Annotated in this window: 12 protein-coding genes, 2 tRNA genes, 3 rRNA genes and 1 pseudogene; 10 read left to right on the top strand and 8 right to left on the bottom strand. The window is 57.8% G+C overall.

Going from position 1 to position 19,672, the window contains the following annotated elements; genetic code table 11:
• Window positions 1–18: 18 nt before the first annotated feature.
• Complete coding sequence (locus QF043_RS18895; RefSeq protein ID WP_307419764.1) at window positions 19–1,827, top strand: aminopeptidase P family protein; 1,809 nt, start codon at window positions 19–21, stop codon at window positions 1,825–1,827.
• Here the strand turns inward: QF043_RS18895 and QF043_RS18890 are convergent.
• From QF043_RS18890 to rhtA, 5 genes and pseudogenes are all read right to left on the bottom strand, one after another.
• Window positions 1,820–1,927 (bottom strand): annotated as a pseudogene (locus QF043_RS18890) (LysR family transcriptional regulator); the annotation flags it as partial. The gene QF043_RS18895 and the pseudogene QF043_RS18890 overlap by 8 nt on opposite strands.
• A gap of 110 nt (window positions 1,928–2,037) precedes the next feature.
• Window positions 2,038–2,628 (bottom strand): 2-hydroxychromene-2-carboxylate isomerase, encoded by a 591-nt coding sequence (locus QF043_RS18885; protein WP_099488874.1) that lies wholly within the window; start codon window positions 2,626–2,628, stop codon window positions 2,038–2,040.
• 47 nt (window positions 2,629–2,675) lie between these two features.
• Complete coding sequence (locus QF043_RS18880; RefSeq protein WP_307419762.1) at window positions 2,676–3,407, bottom strand: SDR family oxidoreductase; 732 nt, start codon at window positions 3,405–3,407, stop codon at window positions 2,676–2,678.
• A gap of 99 nt (window positions 3,408–3,506) precedes the next feature.
• Complete coding sequence (locus tag QF043_RS18875) at window positions 3,507–3,788, bottom strand: hypothetical protein (protein ID WP_056859698.1); 282 nt, start codon at window positions 3,786–3,788, stop codon at window positions 3,507–3,509.
• 164 nt (window positions 3,789–3,952) lie between these two features.
• Entirely contained in the window at window positions 3,953–4,840 is an 888-nt protein-coding gene (rhtA, locus tag QF043_RS18870) for a threonine/homoserine exporter RhtA (protein WP_307419760.1), read from the bottom strand.
• 639 nt (window positions 4,841–5,479) lie between these two features.
• Here rhtA and QF043_RS18865 point away from each other — a divergent pair.
• The 6 genes from QF043_RS18865 (at window position 5,480) to mrdA (ending at window position 13,026) form a co-directional block, all read left to right on the top strand.
• Window positions 5,480–7,016, top strand: a 16S ribosomal RNA gene (locus QF043_RS18865).
• Window positions 7,017–7,177: 161 nt separating this feature from the next.
• A tRNA-Ile gene (locus QF043_RS18860) sits at window positions 7,178–7,254 on the top strand.
• A gap of 30 nt (window positions 7,255–7,284) precedes the next feature.
• Window positions 7,285–7,360, top strand: a tRNA-Ala gene (locus QF043_RS18855).
• A gap of 247 nt (window positions 7,361–7,607) precedes the next feature.
• Window positions 7,608–10,499 (top strand): 23S ribosomal RNA (locus QF043_RS18850).
• A gap of 164 nt (window positions 10,500–10,663) precedes the next feature.
• Window positions 10,664–10,779 (top strand): 5S ribosomal RNA (rrf, locus tag QF043_RS18845).
• Together the 16S, 23S and 5S rRNA genes with 2 tRNA genes alongside form the textbook arrangement of a ribosomal RNA operon.
• A gap of 354 nt (window positions 10,780–11,133) precedes the next feature.
• A complete protein-coding gene (gene mrdA, locus QF043_RS18840; RefSeq protein ID WP_056858820.1) occupies window positions 11,134–13,026 on the top strand; it encodes a penicillin-binding protein 2 in 1,893 nt (630 codons plus the stop codon).
• Here the strand turns inward: mrdA and QF043_RS18835 are convergent, their stop codons facing one another.
• The gene (locus tag QF043_RS18835; RefSeq protein WP_017135350.1) at window positions 13,027–13,428 is read right to left on the bottom strand and encodes a GFA family protein; all 402 of its coding nucleotides are present in this window, start codon (window positions 13,426–13,428) and stop codon (window positions 13,027–13,029) included. It lies immediately after the preceding gene.
• 100 nt (window positions 13,429–13,528) lie between these two features.
• Between QF043_RS18835 and QF043_RS18830 the strand changes: the two genes are divergently transcribed.
• Window positions 13,529–13,996, top strand: coding sequence for an SRPBCC family protein (locus QF043_RS18830; protein ID WP_307419758.1), 468 nt, complete (start codon window positions 13,529–13,531; stop codon window positions 13,994–13,996).
• 108 nt (window positions 13,997–14,104) lie between these two features.
• Here QF043_RS18830 and QF043_RS18825 read toward each other — a convergent pair whose 3' ends face one another.
• A complete protein-coding gene (locus QF043_RS18825; protein WP_307419757.1) occupies window positions 14,105–16,327 on the bottom strand; it encodes a TonB-dependent siderophore receptor in 2,223 nt (740 codons plus the stop codon).
• 121 nt (window positions 16,328–16,448) lie between these two features.
• Entirely contained in the window at window positions 16,449–16,583 is a 135-nt protein-coding gene (locus QF043_RS18820; RefSeq protein WP_307419755.1) for a hypothetical protein, read from the bottom strand.
• Between the two features lie 68 nt (window positions 16,584–16,651).
• Between QF043_RS18820 and QF043_RS18815 the strand changes: the two genes are divergently transcribed.
• Both QF043_RS18815 and QF043_RS18810 read left to right on the top strand, forming a co-directional pair.
• A complete protein-coding gene (locus tag QF043_RS18815) occupies window positions 16,652–19,009 on the top strand; it encodes a DNA polymerase II (RefSeq protein WP_307419754.1) in 2,358 nt (785 codons plus the stop codon).
• A 71-nt stretch (window positions 19,010–19,080) separates the two neighbouring features.
• Complete coding sequence (locus QF043_RS18810; protein WP_307419753.1) at window positions 19,081–19,659, top strand: GNAT family N-acetyltransferase; 579 nt, start codon at window positions 19,081–19,083, stop codon at window positions 19,657–19,659.
• Window positions 19,660–19,672: the final 13 nt, after the last annotated feature.

Raw genomic sequence — 19,672 nt, 5'->3', positions numbered from 1 at the left:
TGCTTAGCAGGAGACATGATGAGTACGCAGCCTTTGACCCATGGAACGGTTCCCCAGCGCCTGGCGCATACCCGCGAACTGATGCGCCGCGAGGGCATCCATGCCCTGCTGGTGCCGTCGGCCGACCCGCATCTGTCCGAGTACTTGCCGGGTTACTGGCAGGGGCGGCAATGGCTGTCGGGTTTTTATGGCTCGGTAGGCACGTTGATTGTCACCGCGGATTTTGCCGGTGTGTGGGCCGACAGCCGCTACTGGGAGCAGGCGACCAAGGAACTCAAGGGCAGCGGCATCGAATTGGTGAAGCTGCAACCTGGCCAACCCGGCCCGCTGGAATGGCTGGCCGAGCAAACCCCGGAGGGTGGCGTGGTCGCGGTGGACGGCGCAGTAATGGCCGTGGCCTCGGCACGTACCTTGGGCGCCAAGCTGGCCGAGCGCGGCGCTCGCCTGCGTACCGATATCGACCTGTTGAATGAAGTCTGGCAAGACCGCCCGGCCTTGCCGAACCAGCCGATCTACCCACACCTGCCGCCGCAGGCGACCGTCAGCCGTGGCGACAAACTCGCGGCCCTGCGTGCCAGCTTGAAAGAGAAGGGCGCCGATTGGCACTTCATCGCGACCCTGGATGACATCGCCTGGCTGTTCAACCTGCGCGGCGGTGATGTGTCGTTCAACCCGGTGTTTGTGTCCTTTGCCTTGATCAATCAACAGCAGGCCACGTTGTTTGTGGCGCTGAGCAAGGTCGATGCCGAACTGCGCGCGGTACTGGAGCGGGACGGCGTGACCCTGCGCGACTACAGCGAAGTCGCAGATGCGCTGCGTGCAGTTCCGGCGGGTGTGAGCCTGCAAGTTGATCCGGCACGCGTGACCACCGGTTTGCTGGAAAACCTCGATGCCGGTGTCAAGCTGGTCGAGGGCTTGAACCCGACCACGCTGGCCAAGTCGCGCAAAAGCCTGGCGGACGCCGAACATATCCGCCAAGCCATGGAGCAGGACGGCGCAGCGCTGTGCGAATTCTTCGCCTGGCTGGACAGTGCGTTGGGTCGCGAGCGCATCACCGAACTGACCATCGATGAGCACTTGACCGCCGCGCGTACCCGTCGCCCCGATTATGTGTCGCTGAGCTTCAACACCATCGCGGCGTTCAACGCCAACGGTGCGATGCCCCATTACCACGCCACCGAAGAAGAGCATGCGTTGATCGAAGGCGATGGCCTGTTGCTGATCGACTCCGGCGGCCAGTACCTGGGCGGCACCACAGACATTACGCGGATGGTGCCGATCGGCACGCCGAGTGATGAGCAGAAGCGCGACTGCACGCGCGTGCTTAAGGGCGTGATTGCCTTGTCGCGTGCGCACTTCCCCAAGGGCATTCTCTCGCCATTGCTGGATGCCATCGCCCGTGCGCCGATCTGGGCCGAAGGCGTGGACTACGGCCACGGTACAGGTCATGGCGTAGGCTATTTCCTGAATGTGCATGAAGGCCCGCAGGTGATCGCCTACCAGGCCGTCGCGGCACCGCAGACGGCAATGCAGCCGGGGATGATTACTTCGATTGAGCCGGGCACTTATCGTCCGGGTCGCTGGGGCGTACGCATCGAGAACCTGGTGTTGAACCGCGAAGCGGGCAAGACCGAGTTTGGTGAGTTCCTCAAGTTTGAAACCTTGACCCTTTGCCCGATCGACACCCGTTGCCTGGAGCCGTCGTTGCTGACGCCGGATGAGCGCGAGTGGTTTAACGCTTACCACGCCCAGGTGCGTGAACGCCTGAGCCCGCTGCTTAGCGGAGCAGCCCTGGAATGGCTGCAGGTGCGTACCGCCGCTATCTGATCGGTCGCAGCTCAGGAGCCTTGGCCAGGGCGTCGGCGAGACAGTTGTCGAACGCCTTGACCCTGGCTGACTGGCGTCGATTGGGTGCCGACACCGCGTAATTCGCCGATACGCAACGTGACATGGACCCACACCGTTTCGACCGGCAACGGTAAGCGCCGCTTACGATTTGCTCGCAAGCGGCGCTCAAAGGCGCTTGGCGATCCCGTTTTAGCGGAGCGCTTCGCGCACAAACTCCAGACGGTCCTGACCGAAGAACAGGTCATTGCCTACAAACATACTGGGTGCACCAAATACCCCGCGCTGAACAGCCTGTTCGGTTTTGTCCTTGAGGGCGGCCTTGACCTTTTCATCGTTGGCCAGGTTCAGGACTTCCTCTGGGTCGAAACCCGCCTCACTCAACACAGCGGCCACGACGGCGGGGTCGCCCAGGTGGCGACCTTCGACCCAAAGGGCGCGAAACAGGCAATCGACGAAGGCCTGGAAGCGCTCGGGCTGGCGCATCTGGATACCCATGACGGCACGCATCAGCACCAGGGTATTGATCGGGAAGTGCGGGTTGAACTTGAGCGCCACGTTGTAGCGCTTGGCGTATCGCGCCAGGTCATTAAACATGTAACGCCCTTTGGCGGGCACAGTGATGGGGGAGGCGTTGCCGGTAGCTTTGAACACGCCACCCAGCAGCATGGGCTGATACACCAGTTGCGCACCGGTCTCGGCACATAGCGCAGGCAATTGCGTATAGGCCAGGTAAGTGGCGGGGCTGCCGAGGTCGAAAAAAAATTCCAGGGTTTTACTCATGGTCGATTCTCGCTAGTTATTGTTGTTCTTGATCAGGGTCGGTGCGTTTACCAGGGTTCATTCCAGGGGCGCAGGTCCAGTTCGAAGGTCCAGGCGTCACGTGGTTGGCTATGCAGGTACCAATAGTTGTCGGCGATGTGTTCTGGGTTGAGGATGCCGTCCTGGTCTTTTTGCGCATATTTGTGCGGGAAATTGTCGCGAATAAAGTCGGTGTCGATGGCTCCATCGACCACCACGTGGGCCACATGGATGTTCCTCGGGCCCAATTCCCGCGCCATGCTTTGCGCGAGCGCGCGGATGCCGTGTTTGGCGCCGGCGAACGCGGCAAACCCTGCACCGCCACGCAGCCCGGCAGTGGCACCGGTGAACAAGATAGTGCCGCGTTCGCGCGTGACCATGCGCTTGGCGACTTCGCGGGCGTTCAGGAACCCGGAGAAGCAGGCCATCTCCCAGATTTTGAAATATTTGCGCGCGGTTTCTTCGAGGATGCTGCACGGCACGTTGGCGCCGATATTGAAGACGAAGGCTTCGATGGGCCCCAGTTGGGTTTCTATCTGTTCAACCAGCGCGATCACGTCGTCTTCTTTACGCGCATCACAGGCAAAACCGTGGGCTTCGCCGCCCGCTGCCTGGATGCTGTCGACCAGGGGCTGCAGCTTATCGGCACTGCGACGAGTGACGCAGGCTAAATAGCCTTCGCGGGCAAAGCGCCGGGCAATGGCGCCACCGGTTGCATCACCGGCACCAACCACCAATACGATTTTCTTGTTGGGTGTCATGGGAACTCCGTTGCTCGAATGTCGAGCAGGAGTGTAGCCGCAGCAGGGCGTAGGGCATGTAAAGAGGAAGGAGCAGCCGGAAGAGGACTGCTCGGGCGGTCATTTACAGATGACGATCATGCTGCGGCTGGTGTAGCCGGCAGGGTTGATACCGAAAGGATAGTCCCCTGGCTCTTCGGAATTGTCACCGGATTTGGCGACAACCCGGTAGCCCTTGGCGCCGCAGGAGTTGGCTGCGCTGGTGTAGCACTGGTCCCAGGAGGAGGACAGGCCGGAACAATTGATGTGCATGCCTTTTTTGCCCCGTTTCACTTCTGTCTTGGTGGTCGCAGCACAGCCAGCAATACCCACGACCAGTAACAGTATCAAAATTCGTTTCATTACTATCCTTATAGCCGCGTCGCAAAAAGGCTCGATGCAGGCTTCACTCGCTCTCGATTGTAGCGTTCAGCAGTCCCTGTCGAAATTCTCCATGAAAGACATTCGTTTACGGCCTAAACATGGCCTAAATGAGCGGCAAATACCAGAGCTACCTGCGATGAGAATCAATCGGCGGGCACCAATGGTTTGGATTCATTGCGCATCGTCAGTGTGGCACCGACGGAGGCGAAGATAATGCAGGTGATTGCCAGCCATTGCGCGAGGGACAAGTGCTCCTGCAGGAAGAACAGGCCCGAGAGCGCACCGAATGCGGGCTCAATGCTCATCAAGGTGCCGAAGGTGCGAGCGGGCAGGCGAGTGAGCGCGACCATTTCCAGGGTATAGGGCAAAGCGGTGGAGAGGATCGCGACACCGATGGCAACGGGAATCAGCGAGGGCGTCAGCAGGGCGGCGCCGGCATGGACGATGCCGATCGGCGCCACGAACAAAGCGGCGATCATCACGCCCAGGGCGGCAGTTTGCACGCCGTTGTCGTTGCCGGCTTTTTGGCCGAACAGAATGTAGAGCGCCCAGCAAACGCCGGCACCCAGTGCATAGGCGGCGCCAACCAAGTCGATGCCGCTGCTGGTGTCGCCGGTGGGGATCAATAACAGCAGGCCCGCGATCGCGAGGCCGATCCATACAAAGTCCACCGCCCGGCGCGAGGCATAGATAGCCACGGCGAGCGGGCCGGTGAATTCCAGCGCTACTGCGATGCCCAGGGGCACTGTGCGCAAGGACATATAGAAGAGAAAGTTCATGCCACCCAACGCCATGCCGTAGACGATGACCGTGCGCAAGGATTTGGCCGTGAGTTTGGCGCGCCATGGGCGTAATAGCAGCAGCATGATCACACTGGCGAAAATCAGCCGCAGAGTCGTAGTGCCCTGTGCGCCGACGATGGGGAACATGCTCTTGGCCAGCGAGGCGCCGGACTGGATGGAGGCCATGGCGATCAACAGCAGGCCGACCGGGAACAATGCCGAGGCCAGGCTGCGAGGTGGTGTAGTCATTGGGGCGGGTGTCCGAAGTCATGGTAAAGAAGCAGAGCGCCTATGATGCTTAACTGTCTGGCTTTGAGCAATATATTGCTCAGTTCGGGTTGCTGTGCTCTCTATATAGAAGGGGATAGGGCATTTGGGGTTGTTTGATAGAGAATCTAAATTAAGTATTGACGGCATTTTATATCTGTCTATAATTCGCCCCACTTCCGGCGCAGTCGAAACATAAAACTCCTTGGTAAACAAAGAGTTATGAAGTTTTCGGCAGCAAGTTGCTTCAGTTTATCGAAGCCAAAAGGAAGTTGAAAAAGAGGTGTTGACAGCAGCGTGTAACGCTGTAGAATTCGCCTCCCGCTAACGAGAGATCGTAAGCGCAAGTGGTTGAAGTTGTTGAAGAATTCTTCGAAAACTTCTGAAAATAACCACTTGACAGCAAATGAGGCTGCTGTAGAATGCGCGCCTCGGTTGAGACGAAAGATCTTAACCAACCGCTCTTTAACAACTGAATCAAGCAATTCGTGTGGGTGCTTGTGGAGTCAGACTGATAGTCAACAAGATTATCAGCATCACAAGTTACTCCGCGAGAAATCAAAGATGTAACCAACGATTGCTGAGCCAAGTTTAGGGTTTCTTAAAAACCCAAAGATGTTTGAACTGAAGAGTTTGATCATGGCTCAGATTGAACGCTGGCGGCAGGCCTAACACATGCAAGTCGAGCGGTAGAGAGAAGCTTGCTTCTCTTGAGAGCGGCGGACGGGTGAGTAAAGCCTAGGAATCTGCCTGGTAGTGGGGGATAACGTTCGGAAACGGACGCTAATACCGCATACGTCCTACGGGAGAAAGCAGGGGACCTTCGGGCCTTGCGCTATCAGATGAGCCTAGGTCGGATTAGCTAGTTGGTGAGGTAATGGCTCACCAAGGCGACGATCCGTAACTGGTCTGAGAGGATGATCAGTCACACTGGAACTGAGACACGGTCCAGACTCCTACGGGAGGCAGCAGTGGGGAATATTGGACAATGGGCGAAAGCCTGATCCAGCCATGCCGCGTGTGTGAAGAAGGTCTTCGGATTGTAAAGCACTTTAAGTTGGGAGGAAGGGCATTAACCTAATACGTTAGTGTTTTGACGTTACCGGCAGAATAAGCACCGGCTAACTCTGTGCCAGCAGCCGCGGTAATACAGAGGGTGCAAGCGTTAATCGGAATTACTGGGCGTAAAGCGCGCGTAGGTGGTTTGTTAAGTTGGATGTGAAATCCCCGGGCTCAACCTGGGAACTGCATTCAAAACTGACTGACTAGAGTATGGTAGAGGGTGGTGGAATTTCCTGTGTAGCGGTGAAATGCGTAGATATAGGAAGGAACACCAGTGGCGAAGGCGACCACCTGGACTAATACTGACACTGAGGTGCGAAAGCGTGGGGAGCAAACAGGATTAGATACCCTGGTAGTCCACGCCGTAAACGATGTCAACTAGCCGTTGGAAGCCTTGAGCTTTTAGTGGCGCAGCTAACGCATTAAGTTGACCGCCTGGGGAGTACGGCCGCAAGGTTAAAACTCAAATGAATTGACGGGGGCCCGCACAAGCGGTGGAGCATGTGGTTTAATTCGAAGCAACGCGAAGAACCTTACCAGGCCTTGACATCCAATGAACTTTCTAGAGATAGATTGGTGCCTTCGGGAACATTGAGACAGGTGCTGCATGGCTGTCGTCAGCTCGTGTCGTGAGATGTTGGGTTAAGTCCCGTAACGAGCGCAACCCTTGTCCTTAGTTACCAGCACGTTATGGTGGGCACTCTAAGGAGACTGCCGGTGACAAACCGGAGGAAGGTGGGGATGACGTCAAGTCATCATGGCCCTTACGGCCTGGGCTACACACGTGCTACAATGGTCGGTACAGAGGGTTGCCAAGCCGCGAGGTGGAGCTAATCCCACAAAACCGATCGTAGTCCGGATCGCAGTCTGCAACTCGACTGCGTGAAGTCGGAATCGCTAGTAATCGCGAATCAGAATGTCGCGGTGAATACGTTCCCGGGCCTTGTACACACCGCCCGTCACACCATGGGAGTGGGTTGCACCAGAAGTAGCTAGTCTAACCCTCGGGAGGACGGTTACCACGGTGTGATTCATGACTGGGGTGAAGTCGTAACAAGGTAGCCGTAGGGGAACCTGCGGCTGGATCACCTCCTTAATCGACGACATCAGCTGCTCCATAAGTTCCCACACGAATTGCTTGATTCATTGAAGAAGACGATAAGAAGCAGCCTAAAGGGTTGTAGCTTAGTTGGTTAGAGCGCACCCCATGCTCTGTGGTAAAGAGCAGGGTGAGGTCGGCCTTAGCAGCTCGAAATTGGGTCTGTAGCTCAGTTGGTTAGAGCGCACCCCTGATAAGGGTGAGGTCGGCAGTTCGAATCTGCCCAGACCCACCAATTTTGTGTGGGAAACGCCTGTAGAAATACGGGGCCATAGCTCAGCTGGGAGAGCGCCTGCCTTGCACGCAGGAGGTCAACGGTTCGATCCCGTTTGGCTCCACCACTACTGCTTCTACGTTATGAAAGCTTAGAAATGAGCATTCCATCAGGTTGATGATGAATGTTGATTTCTAGTCTTTGATTAGATCGTTCTTTAAAAATTTGGGTATGTGATAGAAAGATAGACTGAACGTTACTTTCACTGGTAACGGATCAGGCTAAGGTAAAATTTGTGAGTTCTCTTAGTTGAGAAATTCGAATTTTCGGCGAATGTTGTCTTCACAGTATAACCAGATTGCTTGGGGTTATATGGTCAAGTGAAGAAGCGCATACGGTGGATGCCTTGGCAGTCAGAGGCGATGAAAGACGTGGTAGCCTGCGAAAAGCTTCGGGGAGTCGGCAAACAGACTTTGATCCGGAGATGTCTGAATGGGGGAACCCAGCCATCATAAGATGGTTATCTTACGCTGAATACATAGGCGTAAGAGGCGAACCAGGGGAACTGAAACATCTAAGTACCCTGAGGAAAAGAAATCAACCGAGATTCCCTTAGTAGTGGCGAGCGAACGGGGACTAGCCCTTAAGTGGCTTTGAGATTAGCGGAACGTTCTGGAAAGTACGGCCATAGTGGGTGATAGCCCTGTACGCGAAAATCTCTTAGTCATGAAATCGAGTAGGACGGAGCACGAGAAACTTTGTCTGAATATGGGGGGACCATCCTCCAAGGCTAAATACTACTGACTGACCGATAGTGAACTAGTACCGTGAGGGAAAGGCGAAAAGAACCCCGGAGAGGGGAGTGAAATAGATCCTGAAACCGTATGCGTACAAGCAGTGGGAGCCTACTTTGTTAGGTGACTGCGTACCTTTTGTATAATGGGTCAGCGACTTATTTTCAGTGGCGAGCTTAACCGAATAGGGGAGGCGTAGCGAAAGCGAGTCTTAATAGGGCGTCTAGTCGCTGGGAATAGACCCGAAACCGGGCGATCTATCCATGGGCAGGTTGAAGGTTGGGTAACACTAACTGGAGGACCGAACCGACTACCGTTGAAAAGTTAGCGGATGACCTGTGGATCGGAGTGAAAGGCTAATCAAGCTCGGAGATAGCTGGTTCTCCTCGAAAGCTATTTAGGTAGCGCCTCATGTATCACTGTAGGGGGTAGAGCACTGTTTCGGCTAGGGGGTCATCCCGACTTACCAAACCGATGCAAACTCCGAATACCTACAAGTGCCGAGCATGGGAGACACACGGCGGGTGCTAACGTCCGTCGTGAAAAGGGAAACAACCCAGACCGTCAGCTAAGGTCCCAAAGTTATGGTTAAGTGGGAAACGATGTGGGAAGGCTTAGACAGCTAGGAGGTTGGCTTAGAAGCAGCCACCCTTTAAAGAAAGCGTAATAGCTCACTAGTCGAGTCGGCCTGCGCGGAAGATGTAACGGGGCTCAAACCATACACCGAAGCTACGGGTATCACGTAAGTGATGCGGTAGAGGAGCGTTCTGTAAGCCTGTGAAGGTGAGTTGAGAAGCTTGCTGGAGGTATCAGAAGTGCGAATGCTGACATGAGTAACGACAATGGGTGTGAAAAACACCCACGCCGAAAGACCAAGGTTTCCTGCGCAACGTTAATCGACGCAGGGTTAGTCGGTCCCTAAGGCGAGGCTGAAAAGCGTAGTCGATGGAAAACAGGTTAATATTCCTGTACTTCTGGTTATTGCGATGGAGGGACGGAGAAGGCTAGGCCAGCTTGGCGTTGGTTGTCCAAGTTTAAGGTGGTAGGCTGAGATCTTAGGTAAATCCGGGATCTTAAGGCCGAGAGCTGATGACGAGCTAACTTTTAGTTAGCGAAGTGGTTGATGCCATGCTTCCAAGAAAAGCTTCTAAGCTTCAGGTAACCAGGAACCGTACCCCAAACCGACACAGGTGGTTGGGTAGAGAATACCAAGGCGCTTGAGAGAACTCGGGTGAAGGAACTAGGCAAAATGGCACCGTAACTTCGGGAGAAGGTGCGCCGGTGAGGGTGAAGGACTTGCTCCGTAAGCTCATGCCGGTCGAAGATACCAGGCCGCTGCGACTGTTTATTAAAAACACAGCACTCTGCAAACACGAAAGTGGACGTATAGGGTGTGACGCCTGCCCGGTGCCGGAAGGTTAATTGATGGGGTTAGCTAACGCGAAGCTCTTGATCGAAGCCCCGGTAAACGGCGGCCGTAACTATAACGGTCCTAAGGTAGCGAAATTCCTTGTCGGGTAAGTTCCGACCTGCACGAATGGCGTAACGATGGCGGCGCTGTCTCCACCCGAGACTCAGTGAAATTGAAATCGCTGTGAAGATGCAGTGTATCCGCGGCTAGACGGAAAGACCCCGTGAACCTTTACTATAGCTTTGCACTGGACTTTGAATTTGCTTGTGTAGGATAGGTGGGAGGCTTTGAAGCGTGGACGCCAGTCTGCGTGGAGCCAACCTTGAAATACCACCCTGGCAACTTTGAGGTTCTAACTCAGGTCCGTTATCCGGATCGAGGACAGTGTATGGTGGGTAGTTTGACTGGGGCGGTCTCCTCCTAAAGAGTAACGGAGGAGTACGAAGGTGCGCTCAGACCGGTCGGAAATCGGTCGTAGAGTATAAAGGCAAAAGCGCGCTTGACTGCGAGACAGACACGTCGAGCAGGTACGAAAGTAGGTCTTAGTGATCCGGTGGTTCTGTATGGAAGGGCCATCGCTCAACGGATAAAAGGTACTCCGGGGATAACAGGCTGATACCGCCCAAGAGTTCATATCGACGGCGGTGTTTGGCACCTCGATGTCGGCTCATCACATCCTGGGGCTGAAGCCGGTCCCAAGGGTATGGCTGTTCGCCATTTAAAGTGGTACGCGAGCTGGGTTTAGAACGTCGTGAGACAGTTCGGTCCCTATCTGCCGTGGACGTTTGAGATTTGAGAGGGGCTGCTCCTAGTACGAGAGGACCGGAGTGGACGAACCTCTGGTGTTCCGGTTGTCACGCCAGTGGCATTGCCGGGTAGCTATGTTCGGAATAGATAACCGCTGAAAGCATCTAAGCGGGAAACTAGCCTCAAGATGAGATCTCACTGGGACCTTGAGTCCCCTGAAGGGCCGTCGAAGACTACGACGTTGATAGGTTGGGTGTGTAAGCGCTGTGAGGCGTTGAGCTAACCAATACTAATTGCCCGTGAGGCTTGACCATATAACACCCAAGCAATTTGAGTCGACTCTCTAATAAAGAGCATCAGATTGCGGTGTGTGAAGACGAGATGAACCGAAAGTTCGACGCTCACAAAACACCGAAAGCTATCACATACCCAATTTGCTGAAGCGAAGCCATCTGGCTGCGACTCAGTACCCGAATTTCTTGACGACCATAGAGCATTGGAACCACCTGATCCCATCCCGAACTCAGTAGTGAAACGATGCATCGCCGATGGTAGTGTGGGGTTTCCCCATGTGAGAGTAGGTCATCGTCAAGATTAAATTCCAAAACCCCTGATTGCTAACGCAATCAGGGGTTTTGTTTTGGGCGGTCGAAAAGCGCCGAACGACTTCAAAGCCTCCGCGCCTTGATCAGCTCAATCGGCACCCTCCAGGTCGCCATCCTCACACGCACCCTGCACAGCACTGGAAGGGCATCGCAGTGATCGCACTTCCGGGATCGAGGCCTTTTTCGAGCCAAAGTCGGTGCTTGTCTGACAAAACACCATGCCGTTGGGGAAATCAATGCAAAGTGTTTCTGCATTTTTGGTAAGGTGCAGCACATTTTCACAAGGATGGATATTTCACCCGCAGGATGCGGCGTCGACCTTCTTCAACGAGATGCTGTAGAAATGCCTGAACCGATACCGATCAAGGATCACGAAAAAGAAAACCGCCTGGTCAACAAGCGCTTGCTCGCCTGCGCGCTGTTGGTGATTGGTATTACTTGCGCCCTGGTCGGGCGCATGTATTTCCTGCAGGTGGTGCAGTACGACTATCACTCGACAATTTCCGAGAACAACCGGGTCCATGTATTGCCGATAACGCCGACGCGCGGGCTGATTTATGACCGCAATGGCGTGGTGCTGGCCGACAACCGTCCCAGCTACAACCTGACCATCACTCGTGAGCGCACCACTGACCTCAAGGGCGAGCTGGACGCTATCGTCAGCCTGTTGCATTTACCCGCCGAAGACCGCGCGGTATTCGACAAGGCGTTGAAACAAGCCCGTCATCCGTTTGTGCCGGTGACGCTGTTCTACGAATTGACCGAAGAGCAGATTGCGGTGCTGGCCGTTAACGAGTTCCGCTTGCCGGGCGTCGACGTCGAACCGCAGTTCGTGCGGCATTACCCGTTGGGCGCGCATTTTGCCCACTCGATTGGCTACGTTGGTCGAATCAACGAAAAAGAATCCAAGGCCCTCGACTCGGTGGAGTACCGCGGTACCCAGTCCATCGGCAAGACCGGTATCGAGCGTTTCTACGAGTCCGAACTGCATGGCCATGTCGGCTATGAAGAGGTCGAGACCAACGCCCAGGGCCGCGTCTTGCGCGTGCTCAAGCATACCGACCCGATCCCCGGCAAAAACATCGTGCTGAGCCTCGACGTCAAGCTCCAGGAAGCCGCGGAAGAGGCCTTGGGCGATCGCCGTGGTTCGGTGGTGGCCCTCGACCCGCAAACCGGCGAAGTGCTGGCCATGGTGAGTAAGCCGAGTTTTGACCCGAATTTGTTCGTCACCGGCATCAGCTTCAAGGAATATGCCGCGCTGCACGACTCCATCGACCGGCCGCTGTTCAACCGTGTGCTACGCGGGCTTTATGCGCCCGGCTCGACCATCAAGCCGGAAGTGGCCATCGCCGGCCTCGACAGTGGCGTGGTGACCGCGCAAACCCGAGTGTTTGACCCCGGTTACTACCAACTGCCCGACTTTGACCACAAATACCGCAACTGGAACCACAGCGGTGACGGCTGGGTGGACATGGACGCGGCGATCATGCGCTCCAACGACACCTACTTTTACGACCTGGCCCACAAGCTGGGCATCGATCGCCTGCACGACTACCTGGCCGAGTTCGGCCTCGGTCAGAAAGTCTCCCTCGACATGTTCGAAGAATCAGCCGGCCTGATGCCTTCCCAGGCCTGGAAGCGTGCGACGCGGCGCCAGCCCTGGTTCCCGGGCGAAACTGTGATTCTCGGCATTGGCCAGGGCTATATGCAGGTCACGCCATTGCAGCTGGCCCAAGCCACTGCATTGATCGCCAACAAAGGTGTGTGGAACCGGCCGCACCTGGCCAAGACCATCAACGGCGTGCCGCCGGTGGACGAAAACCCGATGCCTAACGTGGTGCTCAAGGATCCGCGTGATTGGGAGCAGGTCAACCATGGCATGCAACTGGTGATGCACGACCCGCGTGGTATCGCCCGTGCGGCAGCCGCAGGTGCTCAATATAGGATCGCCGGCAAGAGTGGTACGGCGCAGGTGGTGGCGATCAAGCAGGGTGAGCGCTATAACCGCAACAAGACCCTGGAACGCCATCGCGACAACGCCTTGTTCGTTGGCTTTGCGCCGGCCGAACATCCGAAAATTGTGATCTCGGTGATGATCGAAAACGGCGAGGCCGGTGGCCGCGTGGCAGGCCCGGTAGTGCGACAGATCATGGACGCCTGGCTGCTGGATCAGGAAGGCCATCTCAAGCCGCAATATGCGACCCCCGCCAAAGCGCCCGGTGACCCGCACGTCTAGTCAAACCTTCCACTCATCCCAGTGCTCTACGCCTGCGTAAGCAAGCCAGGGCACATCATGGGCCGTCCAGATGTGCGAGGTGGGCCGCACGCCAGGGTCATCATCCAGCGTCGCCACCCGCACAATCACATGGGGCTGATGCCCACGCTCAGCCATCAGGTGCGAACCGCAGCGCGAGCAGAAATGCCTGAGCTTGCCCGGTGAAGATTCAAACGACGACAGCAGCGCCTCACCCTGCATCCAGCGAAAGTGCTCGCGCATCACCCCGGCCGTGGCCACGAATGCGGCTGCGTGCACCTTGCGGCAACTGTCGCAATGGCAGTGGCTGATGGGCATGTCCAAGCTGTCGATTTGATAGCGCACGGCTTTGCAGAAGCAACTTCCATTCAGCGGGTCAGTCATACACGTATTGCCTGATTAAGGACGGGGACAATCATCATTGCTTACAACCTGAGGTTGCGCATTGTTTGTTGTCGCCTACTGTCAATGGAGGAGGTGACTTATGCACGTGTTAGATCGCATCGAACGAAAAGTCCAGCTCAACGTACCGCGCAAACAAATCTGGGAAGCGCTCACCAATGCCGAGCAATTTGGCGAGTGGTTTGGCATCGCCCTCAAGGGTAAAACCTTTACCGCTGGAAAAACCATCGAGGCACCGATCACCTACCCAGGCTACGAACATGTGATGTGGAAGGCGGAAATCGTGCGCATCCTGCCCCAAACCCTGTTCTCATTCAGATGGCACCCTTACGCTGTCGAGCAGGGCGTCGACTACGACCACGAAACACCGACCCTGGTGGAGTTCACCCTCGAAGACCGCGCCTTCGGCATCCTGCTGCGGGTAGTCGAATCCGGTTTTGACACAGTGCCCCAAGCCCGTCGCCAAAAAGCCTTCAGGATGAATTCCCGAGGCTGGGACGAGCAAATGGGCAACATCGAAAATTACCTGAACCAGGCACGCAGCGCCTGACCCAAAACGGGCATCGTGAAGATGCCCGTTCTTATTGCTGTCAGACGCCTTGAGTCCACTGGTGAGTCAGCGATGCGCAAATCCGCTGACTCCCAGGTTATTGCGTATTTAAAAATCCACCGTCGCCGAGAACTTGGCCACACGTGGATCACCTTGGGTCAGGTAACCGCCCAGCGCCGATTCCCAGTATTTGGTATTGGCCACGTTCTCCACCGTGGCACCCAGGCTTACATCACGCTGGGCCACCTTGAAGTTGTAGCGAGCGCCTACATCGAAGCGGTTCCAGGCCGGCAGGCTGAGGTTGTTCGCCGCATCGGCGTACTGGCCGCCGGTACGCAGCATGCGGCCATTGACGCTCACGCCTTGCAGGCCCGGCACATCCCAATCCACGCCGGCATTAAGTTGGAAGGACGGCACGCCAATGGCGCGGTTGCCGTCGTTGGCGCCGTTTGCCGTGCCGTTGACTTCGGTGTGGATGATCGTCGCGCCGCCCAGCAGGCGCAAGCCGCTGACGGGTTCGCCGAAGACGTTCAGCTCCACACCTTTGTTGACTTGCTCGCCCTGGAAGACAAAAGTCGCCGTGCCGTCCCCATTCAGCTGGGAAAAACCCTGGGTCGGCTGTTCGATTCGGTATACACCCAGCGTTGCGCCGTAGGTGCCCATGTCGACCTTGACGCCGGCCTCGGTCTGTTTCGAGCGCGCAGGTGCAAACGTCTGGTTGGCGTTGGTCACGATGGCGCTGCTGAAGGTAGACGGTGCAGTCGGCCCTGACGCCAGGCCTTCGATGTGGTTGGCGTAGAGCGACACATGCTCCCACGGCTTGAACACCAGGCCATACACCGGCGTGGTGATGCCCTTGGCGTAGTTGGCCGTGCGTGTGCCGGTGCCGTAGGCGTAGCCCTGAACCACCAGCTCCTGGCGACGCAGGCCGGCGGTGAACAGTAAGCGGTCATCCATAAAGCCGAAGGTGTCCGACACCGCCGCGCTGCGGGCGAAGGTCTTGGCGGTGATGCCGGGGTCGTTCAGGTCGCTGCCGGAGGTGAAACCGCCTTTGGCCGGTGCCGTCACGTCAGCCGGGTTGTAGATGTTGGTCGGCTGGCTGCCGGAGGCAAAATCAAAGGCGTTGCGGGTCTGGGTCCAGATGCCGGTCAAGCCGAGGTTCAATGTGTGGCTGACAGCGCCGGTCTGGAATTTGCCGTTCAGGCCAGCCATCAGGCTGGTGTTGTCTTCCTGATGCGCAATGTTCGAGCCGCTGACCGTGGCATTGCCCAGAGTGTCCCTCAAGGTCACCGACGAATAGCGGCCCAGCTCGTTGGTGTGCTTGGCGCCGCCGGCGATGTAGGCGGTCCAGTTATCGTTGAGGTCATACTCGCCGCGCAACATGCCGAAGGTGTCTTCCAGGCTGGTGGTGCCCCAGTTCGGCGCGTAGTTGGTGTCGGCCGACGGCGCATTCGGGATATGGGTCAGCCCGCTGCCAAGCAACACCGTGTTGCGTCCGCCATTGACCTGCTGCTTCTGATAAACAAAGTCGCCGGACACCCGCAGGGCATCGCCGCGATAGTCCAGGCCGACCGAAAACAGCTTCGAACGCTGGCTTTCGTCGTCGATGGCGGTGTCGCCTTCGCGCTGGGAAATATTCACCCGCGCGCCAAAACGGTTGTCTTCGCCGAAGCGCTGGCCGATGTCCAGGTGTTCACCCACCCGGCCATCACTGCTGATATCGGTGCTCAAACGGCGCAAAGGCACATCATCAGCGCGCTTGGGTTGCAGGTTGACGCCGCCGCCGATGCCGGAGCCGCTGGGTGTGACGCCGTTGATGAACGCGTTGGGGCCTTTGAACACTTCAACCCGTTCCAGGGCATCGGTGGACATGATCTGGCGCGGCAGAATGCCGTACAAGCCGTTGAACGAAATATCGTCGCCGTTGAGCGGCAGGCCACGAATCACAAAGGCTTGAGCCTGGTTCGCATAGCCCGACGCCTGGCGCACGGACGAGTCATTGAGCAACACATCGCCGACGGTTTGCGCATGCTGCTCGCGGATCAACTTTTCGGTGTAGGAGGACATGCTGAACGGCGCGTCCATGATGTCCTGGTTGCCCAGCACACCTAATTGGCCGCCGCGCGCGACCTGGCCACCGGCGTAAACCGGCGGCAATGCATTCGGTGCAGGTGCGTCGGCGCTGATAGTGGTGGCCCCCAATTCCAGTGTATTGCCGTCCGGGCGGTTGTTGGCATCTGGGGTTGCCGCATGAACAGCAAGGCTCAGGGAGCAGCAAAGGGCAAACAGGGTAGGGCGAAACGGCGCAGAAATTGGGTTGCAGGTGGGCATGGTCGATCCGGACGGCGAACCGTCAATGTGAGGAAAAGGGCAACAACGTTGCGCTTCCTCACTGCGCGGATACGACTCCGGTGCGAATGATAGTAATTGTCATTAATGTTCTGCAACCAGTTTATGAAATCGTTGTCCGCGCAGGCGCGAGCTGCCGACCAGCGGCGGCAAAGGTGCGTGCGGCAGACGCGTCTTCGGCCGCCTGGGCAAGGGCGATGGGCCAGGCGCTGAGTACAAACGCAAAGGTAAATGCCATCGCCCATCGCGTTTGCCCGGATGCCGAGTAGAATCACGCCCTGAGAGCGATTCCTGAGGTGCGGTACGGTGGATTTACAGCAGGGTTTTGTCCTGACCCGGCATTGGCGCGACACGGCGGCGGGCACGGAGGTCAGTTTCTGGCTGGCCACCGACCAGGGCCCACGCTGTGTGCGCCTACCCGTGCAAACCTCGGTGATGTTTATCCCGCAAGCCCATCGCAAGCCGCTCGACTGGTTGCTCAAGGGCGAGCGCGACATCGAACTGCGGCCGTTGCAATTGTGCGATTTTCACCATCGTCCCGTCCTTGGTCTCTACACCCGCCAGCACCGCCAGTTGATGGACCTGGAAAAGCGCCTGCGCGCCGCCGGTGTCGACGTTTACGAAGGCGACGTGCGCCCGCCCGAGCGTTACATGATGGAGCGTTTCATTACCGCGCCCGTGTGGTTTGGCGGCACGCCGGATGCCAGCCGCACCTTGCTTGAGGCGCAGATGAAACCCGCGCCGGACTATCGCCCGCCGCTCAAACTGGTGTCCCTGGACATCGAGACCACCGCCCAAGGCGATCTGTATTCCATTGCCCTGGAAGGCTGCGGCGAGCGCCAGGTGTATATGCTCGGCCCGCCAAACAAAACCGATGCAGTGGACTTCAAGCTTGACTATTGCGATACCCGCGCCCAACTGCTCGAACGCCTCAACCAATGGCTGGCCGCCCACGACCCCGATGCAATCATCGGCTGGAACCTGGTGCAATTCGACCTGCGTGTGCTCCACGAACATGCCCAGCGTCTCAATGTGCCGCTGCTGCTCGGGCGTGGTGGTGAGGCCATGGCCTGGCGCGAACATGGCAGCCGCAACCACTACTTCGCCGCCGCAGCCGGGCGGCTGATAATCGACGGCATCGAGGCCTTGCGTTCGGCCACCTGGAGTTTCGAATCCTTCAGCCTCGAAAACGTCGCGCAAACCCTGCTCGGCGAAGGCAAGGACATCTCCACGCCGTACCAGCGCATGGACGAAATCAACCGCATGTTCGCCGAGGACAAGCCCGCGTTGGCGCGCTACAACCTCAAGGACTGCGAGCTGGTCACGCGGATTTTCGCCAAGACCGAACTGCTCAAATTCCTGCTCGAACGCGCCAGCGTCACCGGGCTGCCGGCCGACCGTAATGGCGGCTCGGTGGCGGCGTTCACGCACCTGTATATGCCGCTGATGCACCGCCAGGGCTTCGTCGCGCCAAACCTGGGCGACAAACCGCCCCAGGCCAGCCCCGGCGGGTTCGTGATGGACTCGCGTCCCGGCCTCTATGAATCGGTGCTGGTGCTGGACTACAAAAGCCTTTACCCGTCGATCATCCGCAGTTTTCTCATCGACCCGGTGGGCCTGGTCGAAGGCCTCAAGCACCCGGACGACAGCGAGTCGGTAGAGGGCTTTCGCGGTGCACGTTTTTCCCGCACCCGGCATTGCCTGCCATCGATTGTCGCGCGGGTGTCCGAAGGCCGCGAAGTGGCCAAGCGTGAACACAACGCGCCGTTGTCCCAGGCCCTTAAAATCATCATGAATGCGTTTTACGGCGTGCTTGGCTCCAGCGGCTGCCGGTTTTTCGATACGCGGCTGGCGTCTTCGATCACGATGCGTGGGCACCAGATCATGCGCCAGACCCGTGAACTGGTGGAGGCCAAGGGGTATGACGTAATCTACGGCGACACCGATTCCACCTTCGTCTGGCTCGGCAGCGCGCATGCTGCGGATGACGCCAGCCGCATCGGCCGTGAACTGGTGCAGCACGTCAACGAGTGGTGGCGCGCGCATCTGCACAACGAATTCGGCCTGCAAAGCGCCCTGGAGCTGCAATACGAAACCCACTTCAGCCGCTTCCTGATGCCGACCATTCGCGGCGCCGAGGAGGGCAGCAAAAAGCGCTATGCGGGTTTGGTGGTACGCGGCGACGGCAGCGAAGAAATGGTCTACAAAGGCCTGGAAACCGTGCGCAGCGACTGGTCGCCCCTGGCCCGGCAATTCCAGCAGGAACTCTATCAGCGCATCTTCCATCGCCAGCCGTATCAAGACTACGTACGCGACTATGTGCGGCGTACCTTGAGCGGTGAACTCGACGACCTGCTGATCTACCGCAAACGCCTGCGCCGCCCACTCGACGACTACGAGCGCAACGTGCCGCCGCATGTGCGCGCCGCACGCCTGGCGGATGAATACAATGACCGTCTGGGGCGCCCGCGCCAGTACCAGCGCGGCGGCTGGATCAGCTATGTGATCACGGTCAACGGCCCGCAGCCGCTGGAAGTGCGCCAGGCGCCGATCGACTACGACCACTACGTCACCCGGCAATTGCAGCCGGTGGCCGATGCGATCCTGCCGTTCGTAAATGATGATTTCGGCACGCTGGTCGGCGGGCAAATGGGCCTGTTTTAAAACGCTTGCCTGCACGTGGGGCGAGCCTGCACTCTTGGCCTCTGACGACACCCTCAGACGGCGCAGCTCCCATGACTCAGATCACCTTGACCGGCAGCACGGTCGAACTCCAGCCCCTGCAACGCGAGCACAAGGCTGCCTTGCTTGAAGCGGCTGCCGACGGCCAATTGTGGAACCTGAAGGTCACCAACGTGCCAGGCCCGGACACCATCGACACCTACCTCGACACGGCCTTGGCCGGCCGCGACGCGGGTAGCATGATCCCCTTCACTCTGGTGCGCGCAGGCACTGGCCAGGTGGTGGGCAGCACGCGGTTCTGGAAGGTCGACCGGGTCAATCGCAAGCTGGAAATCGGCCACACCTGGCTGGCCGAGTCCACGCAAAAAACCGGCATCAACACCGAAGCCAAGCTCCTGTTGCTGACCTACGCTTTTGAAGTGCTCGACTGTGTGCGGGTGCAATTCACCACCGATGAGCTCAACGAAAAATCCCGCGCCGCGATCCTGCGCCTTGGCGCCGTGCAAGAGGGCATTGTGCGCCACGAGCGCATCATGCCCGACGGGCGCAAGCGCAACTCGGTGCGGTTCAGCATCATCGATTCGGAATGGCCGCAGGTGAAGGCCAGCTTGCAAGCCAAGTTGCGGCGCTAAGGAGATACCGCCC

The sequence above is a fragment of the Pseudomonas sp. W3I7 genome (assembly GCF_030816095.1).
GTDB classification, from domain to species: domain Bacteria; phylum Pseudomonadota; class Gammaproteobacteria; order Pseudomonadales; family Pseudomonadaceae; genus Aquipseudomonas; species Aquipseudomonas salomonii.
This window is presented reverse-complemented; position numbering and strand designations above follow the sequence as displayed.